Genomic DNA, 19,470 nt, shown 5'->3' on the forward strand with positions numbered 1-19,470 from the left:
CATCGCAATCCATCACTGACCTCCAAAAGTCAGTGTTGAATCTGATTTGCCACCTCTTGGGAATCTCAATCCGTTAAATCGTCACCACGACCTAGAGCGCCGTGCGTCCATTCGGACTCACAAAGGACGCTCTAACTCTTTGAATCTACGCATCAGGCTTCCGAAAATCGATTCCGATTTTCGGGCCGATGCTGTAGGCCATCAATCCATCAGGGATGAGCGGGCGAAGCAACGCGATTTCTGGCCGAAGCCGCTCGGTGAGCAGATATAGGGTGCAGAGCCGGGATATTCTGCGGCTTTGGCCCTTGTCGGAGCGGTAATCTTCGGTTCGGCACTATAGGCGAAGGCCTTCGTGGCGTGCGGAACGCGCGCCACTACGACATTCTTCTCCGTACTTCCGACTGTGGCCGCATCGACGACCGCACAGGACATAGGCCCGATAGCCGACAGAATAATCGTTGCTGCCAAAGCCAACGAATTAAGTCTGCATGGCGATGTGCCATGCACTTGGTCATGAGCTGTCATTAGGCATTCCCATTATTTGGGCAATAGTGACGCGCCCTTACAAACCAGTAGATGGCGGCTCCTTTATATCAGCTCCGTGGCTGAGGCTAGGGCAGCCGAATGAAAAACTTCGCAGAATAGTCCCTTAAAAAGGATTAATCAAAGGAACGTCAGGGTTTTCTATAGTAGCTATTTGGAATTGTACCCATGTTTTTAAATTGACCTTGGTTGATATTCTCCTATCATTTTGAACATGGCTGCAATCTTCTGAAGAATAACCGGCGTAGTTATTCAATCGATACTACTTTATGTAGAAGATATCGAGACGGAAGAGACGAAGCCAAAAATATAGAAGGGTCTAGAAAGGCCACACCGCATGGGAAGGAGTTTGTAGTGCGTAGTTTCATTCCCACCGAAGCTTATCAGCAACCTGCATCCGCATCGACATCATCACGGCCAAAGACGGTACTGGTCAATGGAGGTGCTGGTTTCCTGGGGTCCCATCTTTGCGAACGGCTTCTCGAGCGTGGTCATCAGGTCATCTGTCTCGACAATTTTTACACCGGCCGCCGCGTCAATATCGAGCATCTGCAGCAGAACACCCGTTTCCGGCTTCTCGAACATGACGTGCGGCAGCCCTATGATGTGGAAGCGTCCGTCATCTTCAACTTTGCTTCGCCAGCTTCGCCGCCGGATTATCAGCGCGATCCCGTCGGCACCTTGCTGACGAACGTGCTTGGAGCCGTCAATACGCTGGATGCGGCCCGCCGCAGCGGTGCAACGGTCGTCCAGTCCTCGACGTCGGAAGTCTACGGGGATCCGCATCAGAATCCGCAACGCGAAACCTATTTCGGCAACGTCAACCCGATCGGTCCGCGCGGCTGCTACGACGAGGGCAAGCGGTCCGCCGAGACCCTGTTTTTCGATTATCACCGCAAGTATGGCGTCGATATCAAGGTTGGCCGGATCTTCAATACTTATGGTCCGCGCATGCGCCTCGATGACGGACGGGTCGTGTCCAACTTCATCGTCCAGGCGCTCTCCAACACCGACATAACGATCTACGGTGATGGTCGGCAGACCCGTTCCTTCTGCTATGTCGATGATCTCATCGACGGTTTCCTGCGTTTCGCCGATGCTGGCGAAAACTGCGTCGGTCCGATCAATCTCGGCAACCCAGCGGAGATCACCGTGCGGGATCTTGCCGAAATCATTCTCGATCTGACCGATTCACGCTCACGCCTCGTTTACCTGCCGGCCGTCGCGGACGATCCGCAGCAGCGCCGGCCGGATATTTCCCGAGCCAGGGAAGATCTGAACTGGTGGCCGACGACGGAGCTGAAGACCGGGCTGAAGCGTACGATAGCCTATTTCGATGCGCTGCTCACCCGCAAGGAAGTGGTGGAGGCCGTATGAGATGCCCCGCTACATCCTGGTTACGGGTGGCGCCGGCTTCATCGGCAGCCACATCTGCAAGACACTTGCGCGCGCCGGTATGGTTCCGGTCACCTATGACAATCTCTCGACCGGACACATTGATAGTGTCCGGTGGGGGCCGCTGATCCAGGCGGATATCGCCGATGGTGCGAGGCTGCGACAGGTCATGGCGGAATACTCGCCGGATTGTGTCATCCATTGCGGTGCCAACGCCTATGTCGGTGAATCCGTCGAAAAGCCGAGCATCTACTATCGCAACAATGTCATCGGCAGCCTGACGCTGCTGGACGCCTGCCTCGATCGCAATATCGACAGGATCGTTTTTTCCAGCAGCTGCGCGACCTACGGCATACCGGAGATGCTGCCGGTCGGCGAGAAAACGCCGCAACACCCGGTCAATCCCTATGGCAGGACCAAGCTGATCTTCGAAATGGCGCTGGAGGATTATGCCGCAGCCTACGGCATCCGCTTTGCCGCGCTTCGCTACTTCAATGCCGCCGGCGCCGATCCGGAGGGCCAGCTTGCTGAACGGCACTATCCTGAAACCCATTTGATCCCGCGCGCCCTTCTCGCTGCCGGCGGCCGGATCGGCAACCTCGACATTTTCGGCACGGATTATGAGACTGAAGACGGCACCTGCGTCAGGGATTACATCCATGTCAGCGATCTCTCGGAGGCGCATCTCGCCGCCGTTCGCCATCTCCTGGCCGGCGGCAACTCGCTGAGCGTCAATCTGGGCTCCGGCCGCGGTACGTCGATCGGCGAGATCCTCGATGCCGTCAAACGAAAGACCGGCCACAAGGTGCCGGTGCGCTATCAGCCGCGCCGTGCAGGCGATCCGCCGGTTCTTTTTGCTGATACGAAAAAGGCCCGCTTGGAGCTGGATTTCACACCGGCGCTTTCGGATATCGATACGATCATCCGCACGGCCGGCCCGACTTTCGGACTGGAGGTGATCGCGTGAGCACCAGAGCCGAAATAGACCGCGTATATCGGTCTTCTGCCGCCAAGGCCGAAACGTTCGAGCCTGTCTTTTCCGGCTGGAATCGTGCTGCTTATGGGCTTGGCATCCTCTGCTGGCTGACGGCACTCGGCTATTTCTGGCTTTGGTGGGCTCAGCCCATCCATATCGTATCGTGGCCTACATTCCTGCTCGTCACTCTCATTCTTGCATGGGTCACGCTGCTGCCGGCCTACTTCATCCTGATCTTCCTGGATGCAAGACAGGTCAGATCATCTGCAAGCCTGCCGAAGGGCCGCGTCGCGATGGTCGTCACCAAGGCGCCGTCGGAACCTTTCACCGTCGTGCGCAAGACGCTTCTTGCCATGCTCGATCAGAAGGACGTCGAGTTCGATGTCTGGCTCGCCGATGAAGATCCATCCGAAGAGACGAAGAGGTGGTGCGGGCAGCATGGGGTCATGATCTCCACACGCAAGGGCGTGAGCGAGTATCTCCGCCCCGTCTGGCCGCGCCGCACGCGCTGCAAGGAAGGCAATCTCGCCTATTTCTATGATCACTTCGGCTATGAGCGCTATGACTTCGTCGCTCAGTTCGATGCCGATCATGTACCGACGCCGACCTATCTTCGTGAAGTTTTGCGGCCTTTCCGCGATCCCGAAGTCGGCTACGTCTCGGCACCCAGCATCTGCGATGCCAATGCGTCCGAGAGCTGGGCTGCCCGCGGTAGGCTCTATGCGGAAGCGAGCCTGCATGGCTCGTTGCAGATAGGATATAATAATGGCTGGGCGCCGCTCTGCATCGGCTCCCATTATGCCGTGCGCACGGCCGCACTGCGGGAGATCGGTGGGCTCGGCCCCGAACTTGCGGAAGATCATTCGACCACGCTGATGATGAACGCCGGCGGCTGGCGCGGGGTCCATGCGGTCGATGCCATTGCCCATGGCGACGGGCCGGCGACCTTCGTCGATCTGGTGGTTCAGGAGTACCAGTGGTCGCGCAGCCTGGTCACCATTCTCCTGCAATATTCCCGCAGGTATGTTTCCCGGCTGCCGCTGAAGCTGAAGTTTCAGTTCTTGTTTTCCCAGCTCTGGTATCCGCTGTTTTCAGCCTTCATAGCCATGATGCTCCTGCTGCCGGTCGCAGCTCTGCTCACGGGTCATGTTTTCGTCAACGTCACTTATCCAGCATTCTTGTTGCATTCGCTGCCGCTTTCGATCGTGCTGACGGCATTCGCCATCTTCTGGCGTGCGTCAGGCACCTTCCGGCCTTGCGACGCAAAGCTTTTCGGCTGGGAAGGGGTAGCCTTCATCCTGCTTCGCTGGCCCTGGTCGCTAGCCGGCAGCCTCGCAGCCGTGCGCGATCATATGACCGGCTCTTTCGTGGAATTCCGCATCACCCCGAAGGGTGATCAGGTGCAGCGCAAATTGCCGGTGCGCGTCATCGCACCTTACATCGTGTTGGCAGGCATATGTGCCGCGGCCATGGTTCTCGCGGCCGATGGCGGCGGGGCACGTGGCTTCCAGATATTCGCGGCGATCAATTTGGTGATCTATGTGTCGCTCGCAATTCTGATCGTCGTACGCCACGCAATCGAGAACGATCAGCCGCTCCTGCCGCAGTCGCAGGGCCTCAGGCTAGCCGTCGCCGGCGGTCTCGTCGTCTGCCTGATCGGCGGCGCGCAGCTTGCCAATCACGGGCTGACCGCTTTGGAAGCGCTGTCGCACGGCCAGCCCTTCGTCACCTTCACCCAATCGCAATTTACCGTGGCCGGTGCAGGGCTCGGCGGCGGCAAGACCAGGATCGTGAAATTCCGTCTCAAGTGGCACGGCTTTGCCGAAGCCGGCCATATGGGAAGGGGTATTTGGGAGAGCAGAAATGCGTGAGGAGAATAAAATGAGCATGGCAGCACGATTGACGGGAGGAGCGCTGGCTCTATGCCTCGGCCTTATCCTCCCGGTGAATGCACGCGCAATGGAACAGAAAAAAGCGGCAACGCCGACGCCGCTCAATGCCGGCGAGCTTTACGCAATCTACGCCGACAAGACCTGGACCTGGGATACGGGCGGCGGTCGTTTTATTGGCGAGGGCAGGCGTTTCGTCGCCTGGGTCAACGATGGCGGTAAGCAGTCTTTCGCCGAAGGCCGCTGGGTCGTCGACGATTTCGGCCAGATGTGTATGCGCGCGACCTGGACCAATAATGAGGGGGCGGCACGTGCCAGTACCTGCTTCGGTCACCGCAGGATCGGTAGCACGATCTATCAGCGGCGTCAGCCGAACGGGGACTGGTACGTGTTCCGGCACGCTTCCACAAAAGCCGACGATGAGTTCCGGAAGCTGGTTCCGGCAGACACGGTGAGCCTGAAAGCCAGGGAGCTGAAACAGGTTCTCGCGACCGGCAAGTGACCGGAGGGGAGGATAGAATCATGAAAACCCTGGCCAAGAGAATTTCGACTGCAACGATAGCAATACTGCTGGTTGGTGTTGCCGATCTCCCGCATCGAAGCGCGGCGCAGAACGCCGCCGCCGTCTTGAACGCGGGCGCGCAGACGATCACCGACAAGCGTCCCGCCATTCATGCCGATGGCATCAAGTTCGGCGCCTACGATCCGCATGGTGATTTTGGCGCGCAGCAGAGTGTGACGACCGAGCACCTCTTCCTTCCATGGGAGGATGTCGATCTCGAAACGCTGCGCGTGGCGGATGCCTATGCGCTGGCGAGGGGCCGCAACCTGCTGATCACTGTGGAGCCCTGGTCGTGGGATGTGGACTGGCGGTTAACCTCGACGGAGCTTCGCCAGAAGCTGCTTCGCGGCGATTACGACGCGAACATGCGCGCGATTGCCATGATGATCGCCCAGTTGAAGAGCCCGGTCATCGTCCGCTGGGGGCAGGAAATGGAAGACAAGACCGGCCGCTTTTCATGGTCGGGCTGGAATCCTCCGGATTATATAGCCGCCTACAGCCGCATGATGGACATTGTTCGCCAGAAGGCGCCCGGCACGAAGCTCATGTGGTCGCCGAAAGGAGAACCTGGCCTCAACGCCTACTACCCCGGCGACAACTATGTCGATTTCGTCGGCCTCTCTGTCTTCGGCCTAGAGGCTTATGACAAGATCGCACATAACGGCCCACGTACCTTCACCGAGGCACTGAAGCCCGGCTACGACTTAGTCGCTCAATATGGCAAGCCCGTCTGGGTCGCCGAACTCGGCTATGAGGGCAGCGACAACTACATCAAGCCGTGGATGGATACGGCGGCGACGAAGCAAAGCGATTTTCCGGAGCTTCAGGAAGTCGTCTATTTCAATGACCGCGATGTACATGCCTGGCCGTTCGATCTCGGCCGGCCCGATTGGAGGGTTATCGAAGACGCAAGCAACTAGGCTGGGGTTACCGAAAAAGCCAGGCCCGCCGATGGCGGGCCTTCGCTCGTTCATATGGATTAGGATTAACCCTTGATCGTTGCCTTGCCCTCTTCGACGAGCTTGGCGGCGGCGTCGGCTACCGAAATGCGCTCAAAGGCGAGCTCGTCACAGGTCGGACGAAGGACACGCTGGTCGAATTGAGTTGCGCCCATCGGCACCGGCGGCGGATATTCGCCGACCTGGTCCTTGAGCAGGTTCACGTACTTGACCGTTTCCTGCTCCGTGGGGTTGAGCTGCGGCAGGATGGCTTCGCGAACCGCCGGCGACATCGGCACCCCGCGTTCCACGCCGAGGATCTTGCCGGCTTCGGGATCGTTGACGAAGAAGCTGATGAACTTTGCGGCGGCTTCGCCCTGCTTGGTCGTGGCGCCCACGCTCCAGATCAGAGCCGGGCGATAATAATGGCCTGACGGACCGCCTTTCTTCTCGCGCGGCAGCATGGTAATGCCGAGCTTGTTCTTGATGATGAGCTGATAGCCGATCATCTGGTTGGAATAGGCCATGCCGATGACCGATTTGCCGAGGCCGAGGCAATTGGTGTCGATGGTGTTCTGGTCAAGCGTTTGAACGTCGGCAGCAACGGTGCCGCCCGCCTTGCGCAGCTTTTCCCAGTAGTCGAACCATTCCTTGGCATCGTCGACCGTAAAGCCGAGGCCGACACCTTCCTTGGCGAAAACGCTCTTACCGCGCTGGCGCAGCCAGGCGTCGAAGACATAGTTGTAGCGCGCCGCATAGGGGCCGCCGCCCTTGCCGGAGGCTTTGGCGAGTTCCACGGCGAGCTTGGCATACTCATCCCAGGTGAGATCGGGCGTCGGCAGGGGGATGCCCGCCTTTTCAAATTCGACGGTATCGAAGAACATCGCGAAGGAGTTGAGCCCGAGGCCGACACCATAGAGCTTGCCGTCGACGGTGGTCAGTTTCAGCATGTCGGCGCCGAAGCTGTCGACCTTCAGCGTCGAGGGAACGAATTCATCGAGCGGCAGGCAGGCGCCGCGCTTGGAATAGTCGGAGATCGTACCTGGCTCGAGCTGGAAGACGTCGGCGATCGCGCGGCCGGCCATCTGCGTAGCCAGCTTCGTCCAGTAGCCGTCGCCCGAAAGCGATTCACCGACAATGGTGACGCCGGGTGTTTTCGACTGGTAGAGCTTGGCGACATCGAGCGTACGTTTGGCACGGTCGTTGGAGCCCCACCACATGGCACGAAGCGAAGCGTCCTCGGCGAATGCGGGAATCGAGCTGCCGGCGCCGAAGGCGAGGCCGGCCGCGGCACCTGCGGTTCCCATCAAGAATGAACGGCGATTGACCTGCATGATTTCCTCCTAATGTCCGTGCCCGGGTGCCATCCTCCAATGGTCTGTCCGAGCGTTCCGGCAGGTAGAGTACGCAAAAAATTTCTCTTTGCAAGAAATTATGATTATCTTGCAAATTTGCATAATTTGCATAATCTTTGCCGCTATGATTGAGATCAGAACGACCGAGAGCAAGACCAGGCGGCCGCGCCAGGCCGATATTGCCAGCCTGGCCGGGGTTTCCGTTTCCACGGTATCGCGGGTGCTCGCCAATGAGCCCGGCATCAGCGAAAGCGTGCGGCGGCACATATTGAAGGTCGCTGCCGAGCACGGTTATCCGCTGAAAGCCACTTCGGAAAGTATTCCCGGCGGACTTGCTCTGATTGCAAGCGATGGGGCGACCGGCGGCCTCAGCGTTTTCTACGAGTCGATCGTCGAGGGTCTCCGTGCAGGTGCTGCCGATGCCGGCATGCCCTTCGAGGTGCGTCTCGTGCGGGAGGACCGCACGACTCCTGACATGGTCGGCGAATATATGCAGACGGCAGAAGCCGAAGGGCTTTTCCTCGTCGGCATCGATCCCAGTGATACACTGCGGGCCTGGCTGGAAGCGACCGGAACACCAACCGTTCTCGTCAACGGCACCGATCCGCGCCTGCGCCTCGACGGTGTGTCGCCCTCCAATTTCTTCGGTGCTTTCGAGGCGACAAGCCGGCTCACGAAAGCCGGTCATCGTCGCATTCTGCATCTGACCGGCTCGCATCGTCACACGATCCGCGAACGCGTGCGTGGCTTTGAAGCGGCGATTGCCGCGGTGCCCGGTGCCGAAGGTCGGCTCGTGCCGCTGACCTTCCAGGGTAGTGCCAGCCGCGAGGCGCATGAACGCACTGTCGCGATACTTGCGGAAGATCCAGGTTATACGGCCGCTTTCTGCATGAATGATTTCATCGCTGTCGGCGTCCTTGAAGCCGTCACCGAAGCAGGGCTTCGTGTTCCCGAGGATTTCGCAATCGTCGGCTTCGATGATCTTCCCTGCGCTGCGATGACCAATCCGCAGCTCTCGACCATGCGCGTAGATCGCGCCGCCCTCGGCCGTGAGGCCGTGTCCCTGATGATTTCCCGCTACCGCGACAGGACCGCGCCGGCCCGCCATATCTGCCAGGCGGTCGTTCCCGTTGCCGGAGGCACCGTTCCCGATACCGACAAGCTGTGAGTGATGCCGATGACCTATGATCCCGCCAGCGCCAACCCGCTTGCAGGCAACCCGCTGAAGACACGTACCGACATGATCCGGGCCGTCAACGATCTCTTCGATCCGCTGCTGCCCTTCTTCTCCGACGGCAATGCCCGCGTCCGCCTCGATGGCGCCGGCGCCCATTTCGACCGGGCTGCAGCCGACCTCGAAGGCTTCGCCCGTCCGCTCTGGGGGCTTGCGCCGCTCGGCGCCGGCAAGAATGATTTCGCCCATTGGCACCGCTTTGCCGAAGGCTTGGCGAATGGCTGCGATCCCGCCCATCCCGAATATTGGGGCACGGTCAATGCCCGTGACCAGCGCATGGTGGAATTGGCCGCCCTCGGCTTTGCTCTAGCCCTGGTGCCTGAAAAGATCTGGGAACCGCTCGACAAGCGCGCGCGCGACAATATCGTCGCCTATTTCAAGCATGTCCGGCAGTTCGACTATGCCGACAACAACTGGAAGTTCTTCCGCATCTTCGTCGATATCGCCCTCGATCGCCTCGGTGCCGATTTCGACCGCAGCCTGACGGAGCAGTATCTTGAAGAACTGGAAGGTTTCTACATCGGCGATGGGTGGTATCGCGACGGCGATATCCGCCGCATCGACCATTACATTCCCTTCGCGATGCATTTCTACGGCCTGATCTATTCCAAGCTGGTCGATGACGACTATGCCAAGCGCTACCGCGAGCGCGCCGTGCTGTTCGCGAAAGATTTCCGCCACTGGTTTGCACCTGACGGTGCGACCATTCCCTTCGGTCGCAGCCTGACCTATCGTTTCGCCTGCGCCGGCTTCTGGTCGGCGCTTGCCTTTGCCGATCTCGAGGCGCTGCCGTGGGGCGAGGTCAAGCATCTCTGCCTCGAACATCTGCGCTGGTGGCGGGACAAGCCGATCGCCGGCCATGATGGCGTGCTGACCATCGGCTTCGGCTATCCGAACCTGTTGATGTCGGAAAGCTACAATTCCGCCGGCTCGCCCTATTGGGCCTTCAAGGCCTTCTTGCCGCTCGCTATTCCGGAAGATCACCCCTTCTGGACCGCGGAAGAAAAGGTGCCCGATCAGGCGCCGGAAGTGGTTCCGCAGCGCCATCCGGGTATGGTGATGATGCGTGCCGGCAATGATGTCGTGGCGCTGTCTTCCGGCCAGGAAAACCTGCAGATGCGGTTCGGCACGGAGAAATACGCCAAGTTCGCCTATTCGGCCCGTTACGGCTTCAGCGTGGAGGCTGATGAACGCGCCTTCGCACTCGCCGCTTTCGACTCCGCACTCGCCTTCAGCGACGACGGCCTGCACTACCGCGTCCGCGAAACGAACGAACAGGCGAAGGTCGCCGGCGACGTCCTTTATTCCAAATGGTCTGCGTTCAAGGACGTGAAGGTTGAAAGCTGGCTGGTGCCGTCGGCGCCCTGGCATATCCGCGTTCACCGTATCACCACGCCGCGCCCGCTGCAGACGGCCGAAGGCGGCTTCGCAATTGCCAGGCGCGATCTCGATGCCGATACGCTTTCTGCCGCGCAGGGCTCGGCCTACGCGATCGGCGAGGCGGATTTTTCCGGCATCGTTGACCTCGGCTCGTCGGTCAAGCGACAGGGCCTTGCCCAGAAGGCGCTGCCGAATACCAACATGATCGTTTCCAAGACGCTCGTGCCGCAACTGCGTGGTGAAATCCCTGCTGGGGAAACGATCCTGATAACCGCCGCGCTAGCGCTGAACGATCTGGCGGCCGTTTCTGGCGCATGGGTGACGCCCCCAAAGGCGCCTGATATTGCCGCGCTCGAAAAACTGGTCAGCGAAAAAGGCGTCACCGTCAGTGCCATCGAAGCGCCAGGACAGATGCCATGAACCGTCCCGCTGTCGTCCTTGCCATGCAGTCCTCCCGCACCGAGCATATCCTGCCCGAGGCGGTCCTTCACCGGCTGGATGGTTTCGGGTGCCTGCTCGATGCCGAACCGCTCGAGCGCTTTGATGATGAGCGGGCGAAACGCCTGCTGTCCGAAGCGGAAATCCTGATCACCGGTTGGGGGGCACCTTACGTCGGCCGCGAGGTTCTGGCGCTTGCTCCGAAACTGAAGCTCGTCGTGCATGCGGCAGGGACAGTGAAAGGCATCATCGATACCGGCATTTTTGAAGCCGGTATCGCCGTCAGCCATGCGGCCGAAGCCAATGCCGTACCGGTCGCCGAATTCACGCTGGCCGCGATCATCTTCGCCGGCAAACATGTCTTCCGGTTCCGCGACTTCTATGTTGCTGACCGGCATCGCGACCGCACCTATCCGATGCAGCGCGAGGCCATCGGCAATTATCACCGCACGGTTGGCATCATCGGTGCTTCACGTATCGGCCGCCGGGTCATCGACTTGCTACGACCCTTCGCCTATCAGGTGCTGCTGTCAGATCCGACCGTCGATGCGGATCAGGCGCGCAGGATGGGCGTACAGAAAGTTGAACTCGACGACCTGATGCGCGGCTCGGATATCGTCTCCATTCACGCGCCATCACTGCCATCTACTCGGCACATGATCGATGCCGCAAGGCTGGCATTGATGAAGGACGGCGCGACGTTGATCAACACGGCGCGCGGCGCTCTGATCGATGAGGATGCTTTGCTGGCTACGCTGAAAACCGGCCGCATCGATGCCATCATCGATGTGACCGACCCCGAGATACCGGGGCCGGAATCGGCTTTCTACGATTTGCCCAATGTTTTCCTGACACCGCATATTGCCGGCGCAGTCGGCCTGGAGCGCGGCCGCCTCGGCGAAATGGCAGTCGATGAGGCTGAACGTTTCATCAGGGGCGAACCCCTGTTGTACGGTCTTACCCTCGAAAGCCTGGAAAACACCGCCTGAGGCGCCTTACGACGCCTTCAGCGAGTTCGGCGAACCGTCATCGGCGAGCTCCGGCATGAGGTCGGAGATGCTGACGACCTTGCCGGTGCGCGAACTCGTCAGCGCGGCGATACCGCAGAGCACGGACATTGCGCCGGCGCGCGTACCGGCCCGCTGTGCAAGCCTGTCTTGCATATCGGGCTTGAAGATCATGTTGCGCATCCGGTCGTCACCGCCGTAGTGACCGCCGGAGGAATGCGGCACCGTGATGCGTTCGACCGCTTCCTTGCCATGCGGGAAGTTGCGGATCAACAGGATCGTGTCTTCCCTCGGCTCTTCCCAGGGCTGCGCCTCATACTGGCGGATCTCGATGCGACCCTTGGTGCCGTTGAACGCGAGGTGATGTCCCTCGATTGGCTGGAACGTGTTCAGAGAATAGGAAACATGGACATTGTTGCGATAGCGGATGGAAACGGCCATCGTATCGGGAATGTCGATGTCTTCGCGGAAAACGCAGCCGTCGCGGAAATAGCCATCGATCTTCGAGGGATCTTCATAGAGCGAATCGAGGAAGGGATCCCTTTCGAGATCGAGATAGTAGTCGCAGTCCTGTGTGTGCGGACAGAGCTTGCAGCGCGGGCCGCGGAAGGGTCCCTTGCGGCCGTAATTCTGCAAGTCGGCGAAGGAGGTCACGGCGTCAGGATCGCTATCGAGGTACCAGTTCAAAAGGTCGAAATGATGTGTCGCCTTGTGAACGAACAAACTACCGGAATTTTCCGTATAGGCATGCCACCGGCGGAAATAATCGGCGCCGTGCTTGGTGTTGAGGTACCAATGGAAATCGACCGAGGTGACACGGCCAATCTCGCCGGAATTCAGGAGTTCCTTGATCTTCGCTGCCGTTGGCGCATAGCGATAGTTGAAGGAAACGTCGACCCGGCGGCCGGTGCGCTTTTCGGCATCCAGAATCCGGCGAATCTTCTCCACTGACGTGGTCATCGGTTTTTCGGTGATCACGTCGATGCCGGATTCCAGCGCCCTGACGATGATATCGTCATGCGTATGGTCGGGCGTGCAGACGATCACCAGATCCGGCTTCTGCTCTGTCAGCATTGAATCGATGTTTTCATAGAGCGGCGCGTTGCTGCCGATCATGGTGCGGGCGCGCTCGCCGCGCAGCGAATTCTTCTCGACGATCGCAGTCAGGTCGACATGCTCGCGCCAGCCGGAAAGCAGATCCTTGCCCCACATCGTGGTGCCGCGGTTACCGGTGCCGATTAGGGCAAAACGGCGTTTCTCCATCGAATGATTCCTCCTTCATACGTGATGAAACGATTGGATTTTAAAACTAGACTTGGCAGCAGCTCCTGAAGCGCTCGACGCAGGTGGCGATGACCTCGTCGGCCGGACGCTTCCACCAGTTCTCAGCCGAGAAGATTTCGACCTCCTGCGCGCCGAAGAAGCCGGCGGCTTCCACCATCCGTCTTATGCCTTTGAGATCGATGACGCCATCGCCCATCATGCCGCGGTCGAGCAGCATGTCCTTGGTCGGCACCAGCCAGTCGCAGATGTGGTGGGCAAAGATGCGTTTCATGCGTCCAGCCCGGGCAATCTGGTTGGCAAGATCGGGATCCCACCAGACGTGATAGACATCGACGGCAACGCCGACATCTTCACCGAGCTGCTCACACATATCGAGAGCCTGGCCAAGCGTGTTCACGCAGGCACGGTCTGCGGCATACATCGGATGCAGCGGCTCGATCGCCAGCTTCACACCTGCAGCCTGCGCGTGCGGCAGCACGGCGGCGATGCCGTCGAACACCATCTTCCGGGCCGCAACGATATCCTTCGAACTGCCGGGCAGGCCACCAACGACGAGCACGAGGCAATCGGCCGAAAACGCCGCCGCCTCGTCAATGGCCCGCCTGTTGTCGTCGAGGTTCTTTTGCCACTCGCCCTCGCTTGCCGCCGGAAAGAAGCCGCCGCGGCAGAGCCCGGTCAGCTTGATACCGTTCGACTTGACGATGCGCACTGCCTCATCGAGACCGGCCTTGGCGACCTGATCGCGCCAGGGCGCGATCGAGGTGATGCTGTGCTTCAGGCAGATATCGACGGCTTCGGCAAAGCCGCATTGCTCGCGGATCGTCGCAAGGTTGATCGAAAGTCCTTCGACCTGCATGTCATTCCCCTCCATTGCCATGCCGGCGCTCAGTGAACGCCGTGGACGGCAAGCACCTGCTTCATCCGATCAGTCGCGACTTCCGGATCGGCGAGAACCCGGGCCTTGTCGGCAAGGCGGAAAAGCTCCGCCAGATGCGTGAGCGAGCGCGTGCTCTGCTGGCCGCCGATCATCGTGAAATGGTCCTGCAGGCCATTGAGATAGGCGAGGAAGACGACACCGGTCTTGTAAAAGCGGGTCGGCGCCTTGAAGATGTGGCGGGACAGCGGGACAGTCGGCTCGAGCAGGTCGAAGAATTCGTGGTTGCTCTTGCGGCCGAGCGCATCGAGCGCTGCAGACGCTGCGGGCGCGATGGCGTCGAAAATGCCGAGCAGTGCGTCCGAATGGCCCTGCTCATCGCCGGCGATCAGTTCGGCGTAGTTGAAGTCATCGCCAGTATACATGCGCACGCCCTTCGGCAGCTGCCGGCGCATCGTCACTTCCTTCTCCTTGGAAAGAAGCGATATTTTGATGCCATCGACTTTGGCGGCATTGGCCTCAATCACCTGCAGGCAGGTTTCCATCGCCTTCAGGTGGTCGCCATTGCCCCAATAGCCTGCCAGCGCCGGGTCGAACATTTCGCCGAGCCAGTGGATGACGACGGGTTCCTTCACCTGGCGAAGAATGCGGTCATAGACCTTGATATAATCGTCCGGCCCCTTGGCTGCCGCGGCTAGGGCACGGCTTGCCATGAGGATGATGCGACCACCGGCGGCTTCCACCGTCTCGATCTGTTCCTCGTAAGCGCTGATGATCGTGTCGATCGTCACATCGGGGCCAGGCGTCAGATGGTCGGTGCCGGCGCCGCAGGCAATCAGCGCGTCCTTGCGGCCTGCGGCTTCGGCAAGCGCGCGGCGGATCAGCTCGCGTGCTTCCGGCCAGCCGAGACCCATGCCGCGCTGCGCCGTATCCATCGCTTCGGCAACGCCGAGACCGAGATCCCAGAGGCGATGGCGGAAAGCGAGCGTACGCTCCCAGTCGATCGCCGGCGTCAGCCAGGGATCGTTGTCGGCCAGCGGATCAGCGACGACATGGGCGGCGGCAAAGGCGATGCGCGGGAAGCTCCTGGCTTCCCGCTTCTTGAGTTCGATCGGCGTGCCGGTCAGCGTGTAAGGAGCGATCTTGCCGTCGAGGGGAAGATTGATCGTCGTCACGGCTTAGAACTCCAGCGTCGGGACATCGAGCCAGCGGCGTTCTGCCCACGATTTCAGGCCGAGTTCTGCAAGCTGCACGCCCTTGGCGCCAGCTTCCAGGCCGTAGGGCCATGGAGCATCTTCGACGACGTGGCGAATGAACATTTCCCACTGCGCCTTGAAGCCGTTGTCGAAGGCCTGCGTATCCGGCACTTCGTCCCAGGTCTTGTAGAAGTCGATGGTCTGCGGCTGGTCGGGGTTCCAGACCGGCTTCGGCGTATTGACGCGATGCTGGCTCCAGCATTTCGTCAGCCCGGCAACGGCCGAGCCATGCGTGCCGTCCACTTGGAAGGTCACGAGGTCGTCGCGGCGAACACGCACGGCCCAGGAGGAATTGACCTGCGCGATCACGCCGCCTTCCAACTCGAAGGTCGCATAGGCTGCATCATCGGTGTCGCAGTTGTATGGCTTGCCCTGTTCGTCGATGCGGCTCGGAATATGGGTTGCACCCAGGCAGGAAACGGCCTTCACCTCACCGAAGAGATTATCGAGCACATAGCGCCAGTGGCACAGCATATCGAGGATAATGCCGCCGCCATCGGCCTTGCGGTAGTTCCAGGACGGACGCTGGGCCGGAACGCCCCAGTCGCCTTCGAAGACCCAGTAGCCGAATTCGCCGCGCACCGAGAGGATTTTGCCGAAGAAGCCGGAATCACGCAGCAGCGCCAGCTTGCGCAGGCCGGGCAGGAAGAGCTTGTCCTGCACCACGCCGTGCTTGAGGCCGGAGGCACGCGCCTTACGGGCCAGGTCGATCGCCACCTGCAGATCGTCGGAAATCGGCTTTTCGCAATAGACGTGTTTGCCGGCGTCGAGCGCCTTGGAAAGCAACTCGGCGCGCATCAGCGTCGTTCCGGCATCGAAGAAGATGGTGTCATCGGGATTGGCGAGCGCAGCATCGAGATCGGTCGACCAGCGCTTGATGTTATGCTTGCGGGCAAGCTCCTCCATCTTTCCGCCGTTGCGGCCGACGATGATCGGATCGATTTCCAGTTTCTCGCCTGATTTCAGCGTAATGCCGCCTTGATCGCGAAAGGCGAGGATCGAGCGAACGAGGTGCTGGTTGTAACCCATACGGCCGGTAACGCCGTGCAAAATGATCCCCAAACGTGCCACTTTTTCCTCCCTGGAAGCTTTTATGCGTCGGGAGCGGGCAGTCAGGCCCGGCCCTCCCGAGCTGGTAACTAAACAGTTACTTGATGGCAGAAGAGGAATATTGCTGTCAATAGCCAATTCGGTTTTTTGAAAATCAGCGCTTTATCGAAGCGAGCGTGACGTGAACGATATGTCGTTCCCAGGCCTCGAGATTGGCAGGCGTGATGAGATCGCGGCCGAAGATCGTCGAAAGCGTGTACTGGTTGGACAGGTAGAAATAGCCGAGTGAGGCAATTGTCAGATAGACATACAGCGGGTCGGCGGTCTCGATGAAGACACCCGCTTTCTTGCCTTCTTCCAGCACCTGCGAAAGCTCGCCGATCAGATGCGAATGCAATTCCTTGAGCCGCACGGACTGGCGCAGCCAGCGGGCGCGGTGCAGGTTTTCCGTACCGAGCAGGCTGAGGAACTCCGGATGCTGCAGGAAGTAGCGCCAGGTGAAGAGGGCAAGTTCCCCAATGCCTTCCTCAGGGCTGCGAGTACCGATGTTCAGTGCGCGCTCTGCAGTGCGGATGCTGACATAGGCCTCCTCCAGCACGCGCAGATAGAGCTGCTCCTTGTCGCCGAAATAGTGGTAGAGCATGCGTTTGTTGGTACCGGCGCGCTCTGCGATGGAATCCACTCGCGCGCCGCCCATGCCGTTTTCGGCAAATTCTCGTGTGGCGGCCTCAAGAATGGCCGCGCGGGTGCGCTCCGGATCGCGTTGGGCGGTTCGCTCAGCGGACGGGCGCTTAGTCTTCTTTTTTGCGCTCTCCCCAGTGTCGTTCATGCGATTTCCCCTACTTCCCATGTTGCGCTCATAAGGCTTAAGCGGAAGAATGTAAAAAGCCGATTTGGTCAGAGCAACCGGGCCAGCAACACCGCTTGACAGCCTGGAGGCTTTGAACATAACTTGTAACCAATTAGTTATTTGTTGCAAGATGGCTAATTCGGAAGCGTGTGGAGGCGCTTCCTGTTGGGAGGAGGAAAACCAATATGACTTTTCGTGTAAACAGACGTAATTTCATGGCGGGCGGAGCAACGCTCCTTTCGCTTTCGGCGCTCGGAAACAGCGCTTTCGCGCAGGAAAACCGCCTGCGCCTCATCTGGTGGGGCTCCCAGCCGCGCGCTGACCGCACCAACAAGGTCTCCGATCTTTTCAAGGCGAAAAACAGCGGTGTTGCGATCACCGGCGAATTCCTCGGATGGGCCGATTACTGGCCGCGCCTTGCCACACAGGTGGCCGGTCGCAATGCCCCCGACGTCATCCAGATGGATTATCGCTACATCGTCGAATATGCCCGGCGTGGCGCTCTCGCTCCGCTGGAATCCTATATCCCCTCGAAGCTGCAGCTCGATGATTTCGATCCGGCGCAGATCGAAGGCGGCAAGGTCGACGGCCATTTCTATGGTGTCAGCCTCGGCGCAAACTCGGCAGCGACCGTCATCAACACAGTCGCCTTCAAGGAAGCCGGCATCGACGTGCCGACGAACAAGACGACCTGGGAAGAATTCGGCAAGATCGGCACCGAAATCACCAAAGCCGGCAAGCGCAAGGGCTATTTCGGCTTTGCCGATGGCAGCGGCGGCGAGCCGCTCTTCGAAAACTATCTGCGCCAGCGCGGCAAGGCACTGTATACGGCGGATTCGAAGATCGCTTTCACTGCCGAGGACGCTTCGGAATGGTTCGACATGTGGGCCAAATTCCGTGAAGCCGGCGCCTGCGTAACGCCCGACATTCAGGCGCTCTACAAGGATACGATCGATACCAGCCCGCTCACCGTCGGCAAGGCTGCCTGCGATTACGCCCACTCCAACCAGTTCGTTGGCTATCAGGCGATGGTCAAGGACAAGCTGATGCTCAGCAACTACATGAGGATCAAGCCGGACTCGAAGGGCGGCCACTACCGCAAGCCTTCGATGTTCTTCTCGGTCTCCGCCCAGTCGAAGGTAATCGATCAGGCTGTCGATTACGTCAACTTCTTCGTCAAGAATCCCGATGCTGCCAAGATCCTCGACGTCGAACGCGGCATTCCGGAATCGAAGGCGATGCGTGAGGTCGTTGCCGGCACGCTCGACGAAACCGGCAAAGTCCCGCTCGAATATGTCAGCGGCCTTGGCGATCTCGCCGGCCCGCTTCCGCCCCCGCCGCCGACCGGCGCTGGCGAAGGCCAGGTCGTGCTGCGCACCATCTCTGAACAGGTCGCTTTCGGCCAGCTCAAGCCTGCCGATGCCGGCAAGCAGCTCGTGGATGAAATCACGCGAATTCTCGCGCGGGGTTGATCTTATATGACAAATGCGATGCGCACGTCCGCAGGGACGGTAACCGTAGAAAGATATCAGGGAGTACGGGCTGACGGACGCTTCCGGCGCCTGTGGAATGCCAATGCTCCCGGCTATCTCTTTCTGCTTCCCTGGCTGGTAGGCTTCTTCGGCCTGACACTCGGCCCGGCCCTGATTTCGCTCTACCTGTCCTTCACCGACTTCGACATGCTGAGGGCGCCGGGTTGGGTAGGAGCGGCAAATTACGTGCGCATCGCCACAGCCGATCCGAAATTTGCTTCAGCCATGTCCGTCACGCTGACCTATGTCGTGCTATCGGTTCCCTTCAAGCTAACCTTCGCGCTGCTCGTCGCACTTGCCTTGAACCGCGGCCTGCGCGGCCTGCCGATCTACCGCGCGATCTTCTACCTTCCGTCGCTTCTCGGCGGCAGCGTGGCGATCGCCGTGCTGTGGCGCCAGCTTTTCGCCAGCGATGGCCTCGTCAACGCCGCACTCTCGCATTTCGGCATTGTCGGCCCGAGCTGGATTTCGCATCCGAGCTATTCGATCTATACGCTGGTCGCGCTCTCCGTCTGGCAGTTCGGTTCGCCGATGATCATTTTCCTGGCGGGCCTGCGTCAGATCCCGCAGGATATGTATGAGGCTGCAAGCCTCGACGGTGCGTCGAAATTCCGCCAGTTCTACAAGATCACCCTGCCGCTGCTGACGCCGGTGATTTTCTTCAACGCCGTCGTTCAGACGATCGACGCCTTCAAGGCCTTTACGCCGGCCTTCATCATCTCCGGCGGCACGGGCGGCCCGATCAACTCGACGCTCTTCTACACGCTCTATCTCTATCAGGAAGCCTTCGGCAATTTCCGCATGGGCTATGCCTCGGCGCTCGCCTGGATCCTCGTGGTGATCATCGCGATCTTCACGGCCTTCTCCTTCCTGACCTCGCGCTACTGGGTGCACTACGATGACTGAG

At 59.8% G+C, this 19,470-nt stretch carries 17 protein-coding genes; 10 read left to right on the forward strand and 7 right to left on the reverse strand.

Translation table 11 applies throughout. The features are described 5' to 3' along the window. Positions 1-201: 201 nt before the first annotated feature. The gene (locus tag FHT87_RS08525; RefSeq protein WP_246699598.1) at positions 202-432 is read right to left on the reverse strand and encodes a hypothetical protein; all 231 of its coding nucleotides are present in this window, start codon (positions 430-432) and stop codon (positions 202-204) included. 465 nt (positions 433-897) lie between these two features. Between FHT87_RS08525 and FHT87_RS08530 the strand changes: the two genes are divergently transcribed. Genes FHT87_RS08530 through FHT87_RS08550 form a run of 5 tightly spaced genes read left to right on the forward strand, consistent with a single transcriptional unit; the run spans position 898 to position 6,285 of the window. Next, positions 898-1,920 carry a UDP-glucuronic acid decarboxylase family protein gene (locus FHT87_RS08530; protein WP_183801122.1) on the forward strand — a complete coding sequence of 341 codons (1,023 nt, stop codon included), beginning with the start codon at positions 898-900 and terminating at the stop codon, positions 1,918-1,920. Position 1,921: 1 nt separating this feature from the next. Beyond that, positions 1,922-2,905, forward strand: a complete 984-nt coding sequence (galE, locus tag FHT87_RS08535; RefSeq protein ID WP_183801125.1) for a UDP-glucose 4-epimerase GalE — start codon at positions 1,922-1,924, stop codon at positions 2,903-2,905. Continuing rightward, a complete protein-coding gene (locus FHT87_RS08540) occupies positions 2,902-4,785 on the forward strand; it encodes a glycosyltransferase family 2 protein (RefSeq protein WP_183801128.1) in 1,884 nt (627 codons plus the stop codon). Before galE ends, FHT87_RS08540 begins: the two co-directional genes overlap by 4 nt. 10 nt (positions 4,786-4,795) lie before the next feature. Continuing rightward, on the forward strand, positions 4,796-5,305 hold the full coding sequence (locus tag FHT87_RS08545) for a DUF995 domain-containing protein (RefSeq protein WP_183801131.1): 510 nt from the start codon (positions 4,796-4,798) through the stop codon (positions 5,303-5,305). A 20-nt stretch (positions 5,306-5,325) separates the two neighbouring features. Further along, positions 5,326-6,285, forward strand: coding sequence for a glycosyl hydrolase (locus FHT87_RS08550; protein WP_183801134.1), 960 nt, complete (start codon positions 5,326-5,328; stop codon positions 6,283-6,285). A gap of 65 nt (positions 6,286-6,350) precedes the next feature. On the opposite strand, the gene FHT87_RS08555 is transcribed toward FHT87_RS08550, so the two are convergent. Further along, positions 6,351-7,637 carry an ABC transporter substrate-binding protein gene (locus FHT87_RS08555; protein WP_183727384.1) on the reverse strand — a complete coding sequence of 429 codons (1,287 nt, stop codon included), beginning with the start codon at positions 7,635-7,637 and terminating at the stop codon, positions 6,351-6,353. Between the two features lie 145 nt (positions 7,638-7,782). Between FHT87_RS08555 and FHT87_RS08560 the strand changes: the two genes are divergently transcribed. Genes FHT87_RS08560 through FHT87_RS08570 form a run of 3 tightly spaced genes read left to right on the forward strand, consistent with a single transcriptional unit; the run spans position 7,783 to position 11,699 of the window. Continuing rightward, positions 7,783-8,826, forward strand: coding sequence for a LacI family DNA-binding transcriptional regulator (locus FHT87_RS08560; protein WP_183727386.1), 1,044 nt, complete (start codon positions 7,783-7,785; stop codon positions 8,824-8,826). Positions 8,827-8,835: 9 nt separating this feature from the next. Further along, a complete protein-coding gene (locus FHT87_RS08565) occupies positions 8,836-10,692 on the forward strand; it encodes a DUF2264 domain-containing protein (RefSeq protein WP_183727387.1) in 1,857 nt (618 codons plus the stop codon). Then, on the forward strand, positions 10,689-11,699 hold the full coding sequence (locus tag FHT87_RS08570; RefSeq protein WP_183727389.1) for a hydroxyacid dehydrogenase: 1,011 nt from the start codon (positions 10,689-10,691) through the stop codon (positions 11,697-11,699). The genes FHT87_RS08565 and FHT87_RS08570 overlap by 4 nt, the downstream gene beginning before the upstream one ends. A gap of 6 nt (positions 11,700-11,705) precedes the next feature. On the opposite strand, the gene FHT87_RS08575 is transcribed toward FHT87_RS08570, so the two are convergent. The 5 genes from FHT87_RS08575 to FHT87_RS08595 all read right to left on the reverse strand — a co-directional run bounded on the left by FHT87_RS08575 (position 11,706) and on the right by FHT87_RS08595 (position 17,010). After that, positions 11,706-12,980: a Gfo/Idh/MocA family oxidoreductase gene (locus tag FHT87_RS08575; protein ID WP_183727391.1), complete on the reverse strand. Its 1,275-nt coding sequence runs from the start codon at positions 12,978-12,980 to the stop codon at positions 11,706-11,708. 46 nt (positions 12,981-13,026) lie between these two features. Then, a complete protein-coding gene (locus tag FHT87_RS08580) occupies positions 13,027-13,857 on the reverse strand; it encodes a sugar phosphate isomerase/epimerase family protein (protein ID WP_183727392.1) in 831 nt (276 codons plus the stop codon). 29 nt (positions 13,858-13,886) lie between these two features. After that, positions 13,887-15,050: a dihydrodipicolinate synthase family protein gene (locus FHT87_RS08585; RefSeq protein WP_183727394.1), complete on the reverse strand. Its 1,164-nt coding sequence runs from the start codon at positions 15,048-15,050 to the stop codon at positions 13,887-13,889. Between the two features lie 3 nt (positions 15,051-15,053). Beyond that, positions 15,054-16,202 (reverse strand): Gfo/Idh/MocA family oxidoreductase, encoded by a 1,149-nt coding sequence (locus tag FHT87_RS08590; RefSeq protein ID WP_183727396.1) that lies wholly within the window; start codon positions 16,200-16,202, stop codon positions 15,054-15,056. 133 nt (positions 16,203-16,335) lie between these two features. Beyond that, on the reverse strand, positions 16,336-17,010 hold the full coding sequence (locus FHT87_RS08595; RefSeq protein WP_183801137.1) for a TetR/AcrR family transcriptional regulator: 675 nt from the start codon (positions 17,008-17,010) through the stop codon (positions 16,336-16,338). A 206-nt stretch (positions 17,011-17,216) separates the two neighbouring features. On the opposite strand from FHT87_RS08595, the gene FHT87_RS08600 reads away from it, so the two are divergent. Beyond that, positions 17,217-18,503 carry an ABC transporter substrate-binding protein gene (locus FHT87_RS08600; RefSeq protein ID WP_183801140.1) on the forward strand — a complete coding sequence of 429 codons (1,287 nt, stop codon included), beginning with the start codon at positions 17,217-17,219 and terminating at the stop codon, positions 18,501-18,503. A gap of 6 nt (positions 18,504-18,509) precedes the next feature. Then, the gene (locus FHT87_RS08605; protein ID WP_183727402.1) at positions 18,510-19,469 is read left to right on the forward strand and encodes a sugar ABC transporter permease; all 960 of its coding nucleotides are present in this window, start codon (positions 18,510-18,512) and stop codon (positions 19,467-19,469) included. Position 19,470 lies beyond the last annotated feature (1 nt).

The sequence above is a fragment of the Rhizobium sp. BK316 genome (genome assembly GCF_014193695.1).
Lineage (GTDB): Bacteria > Pseudomonadota > Alphaproteobacteria > Rhizobiales > Rhizobiaceae > Rhizobium.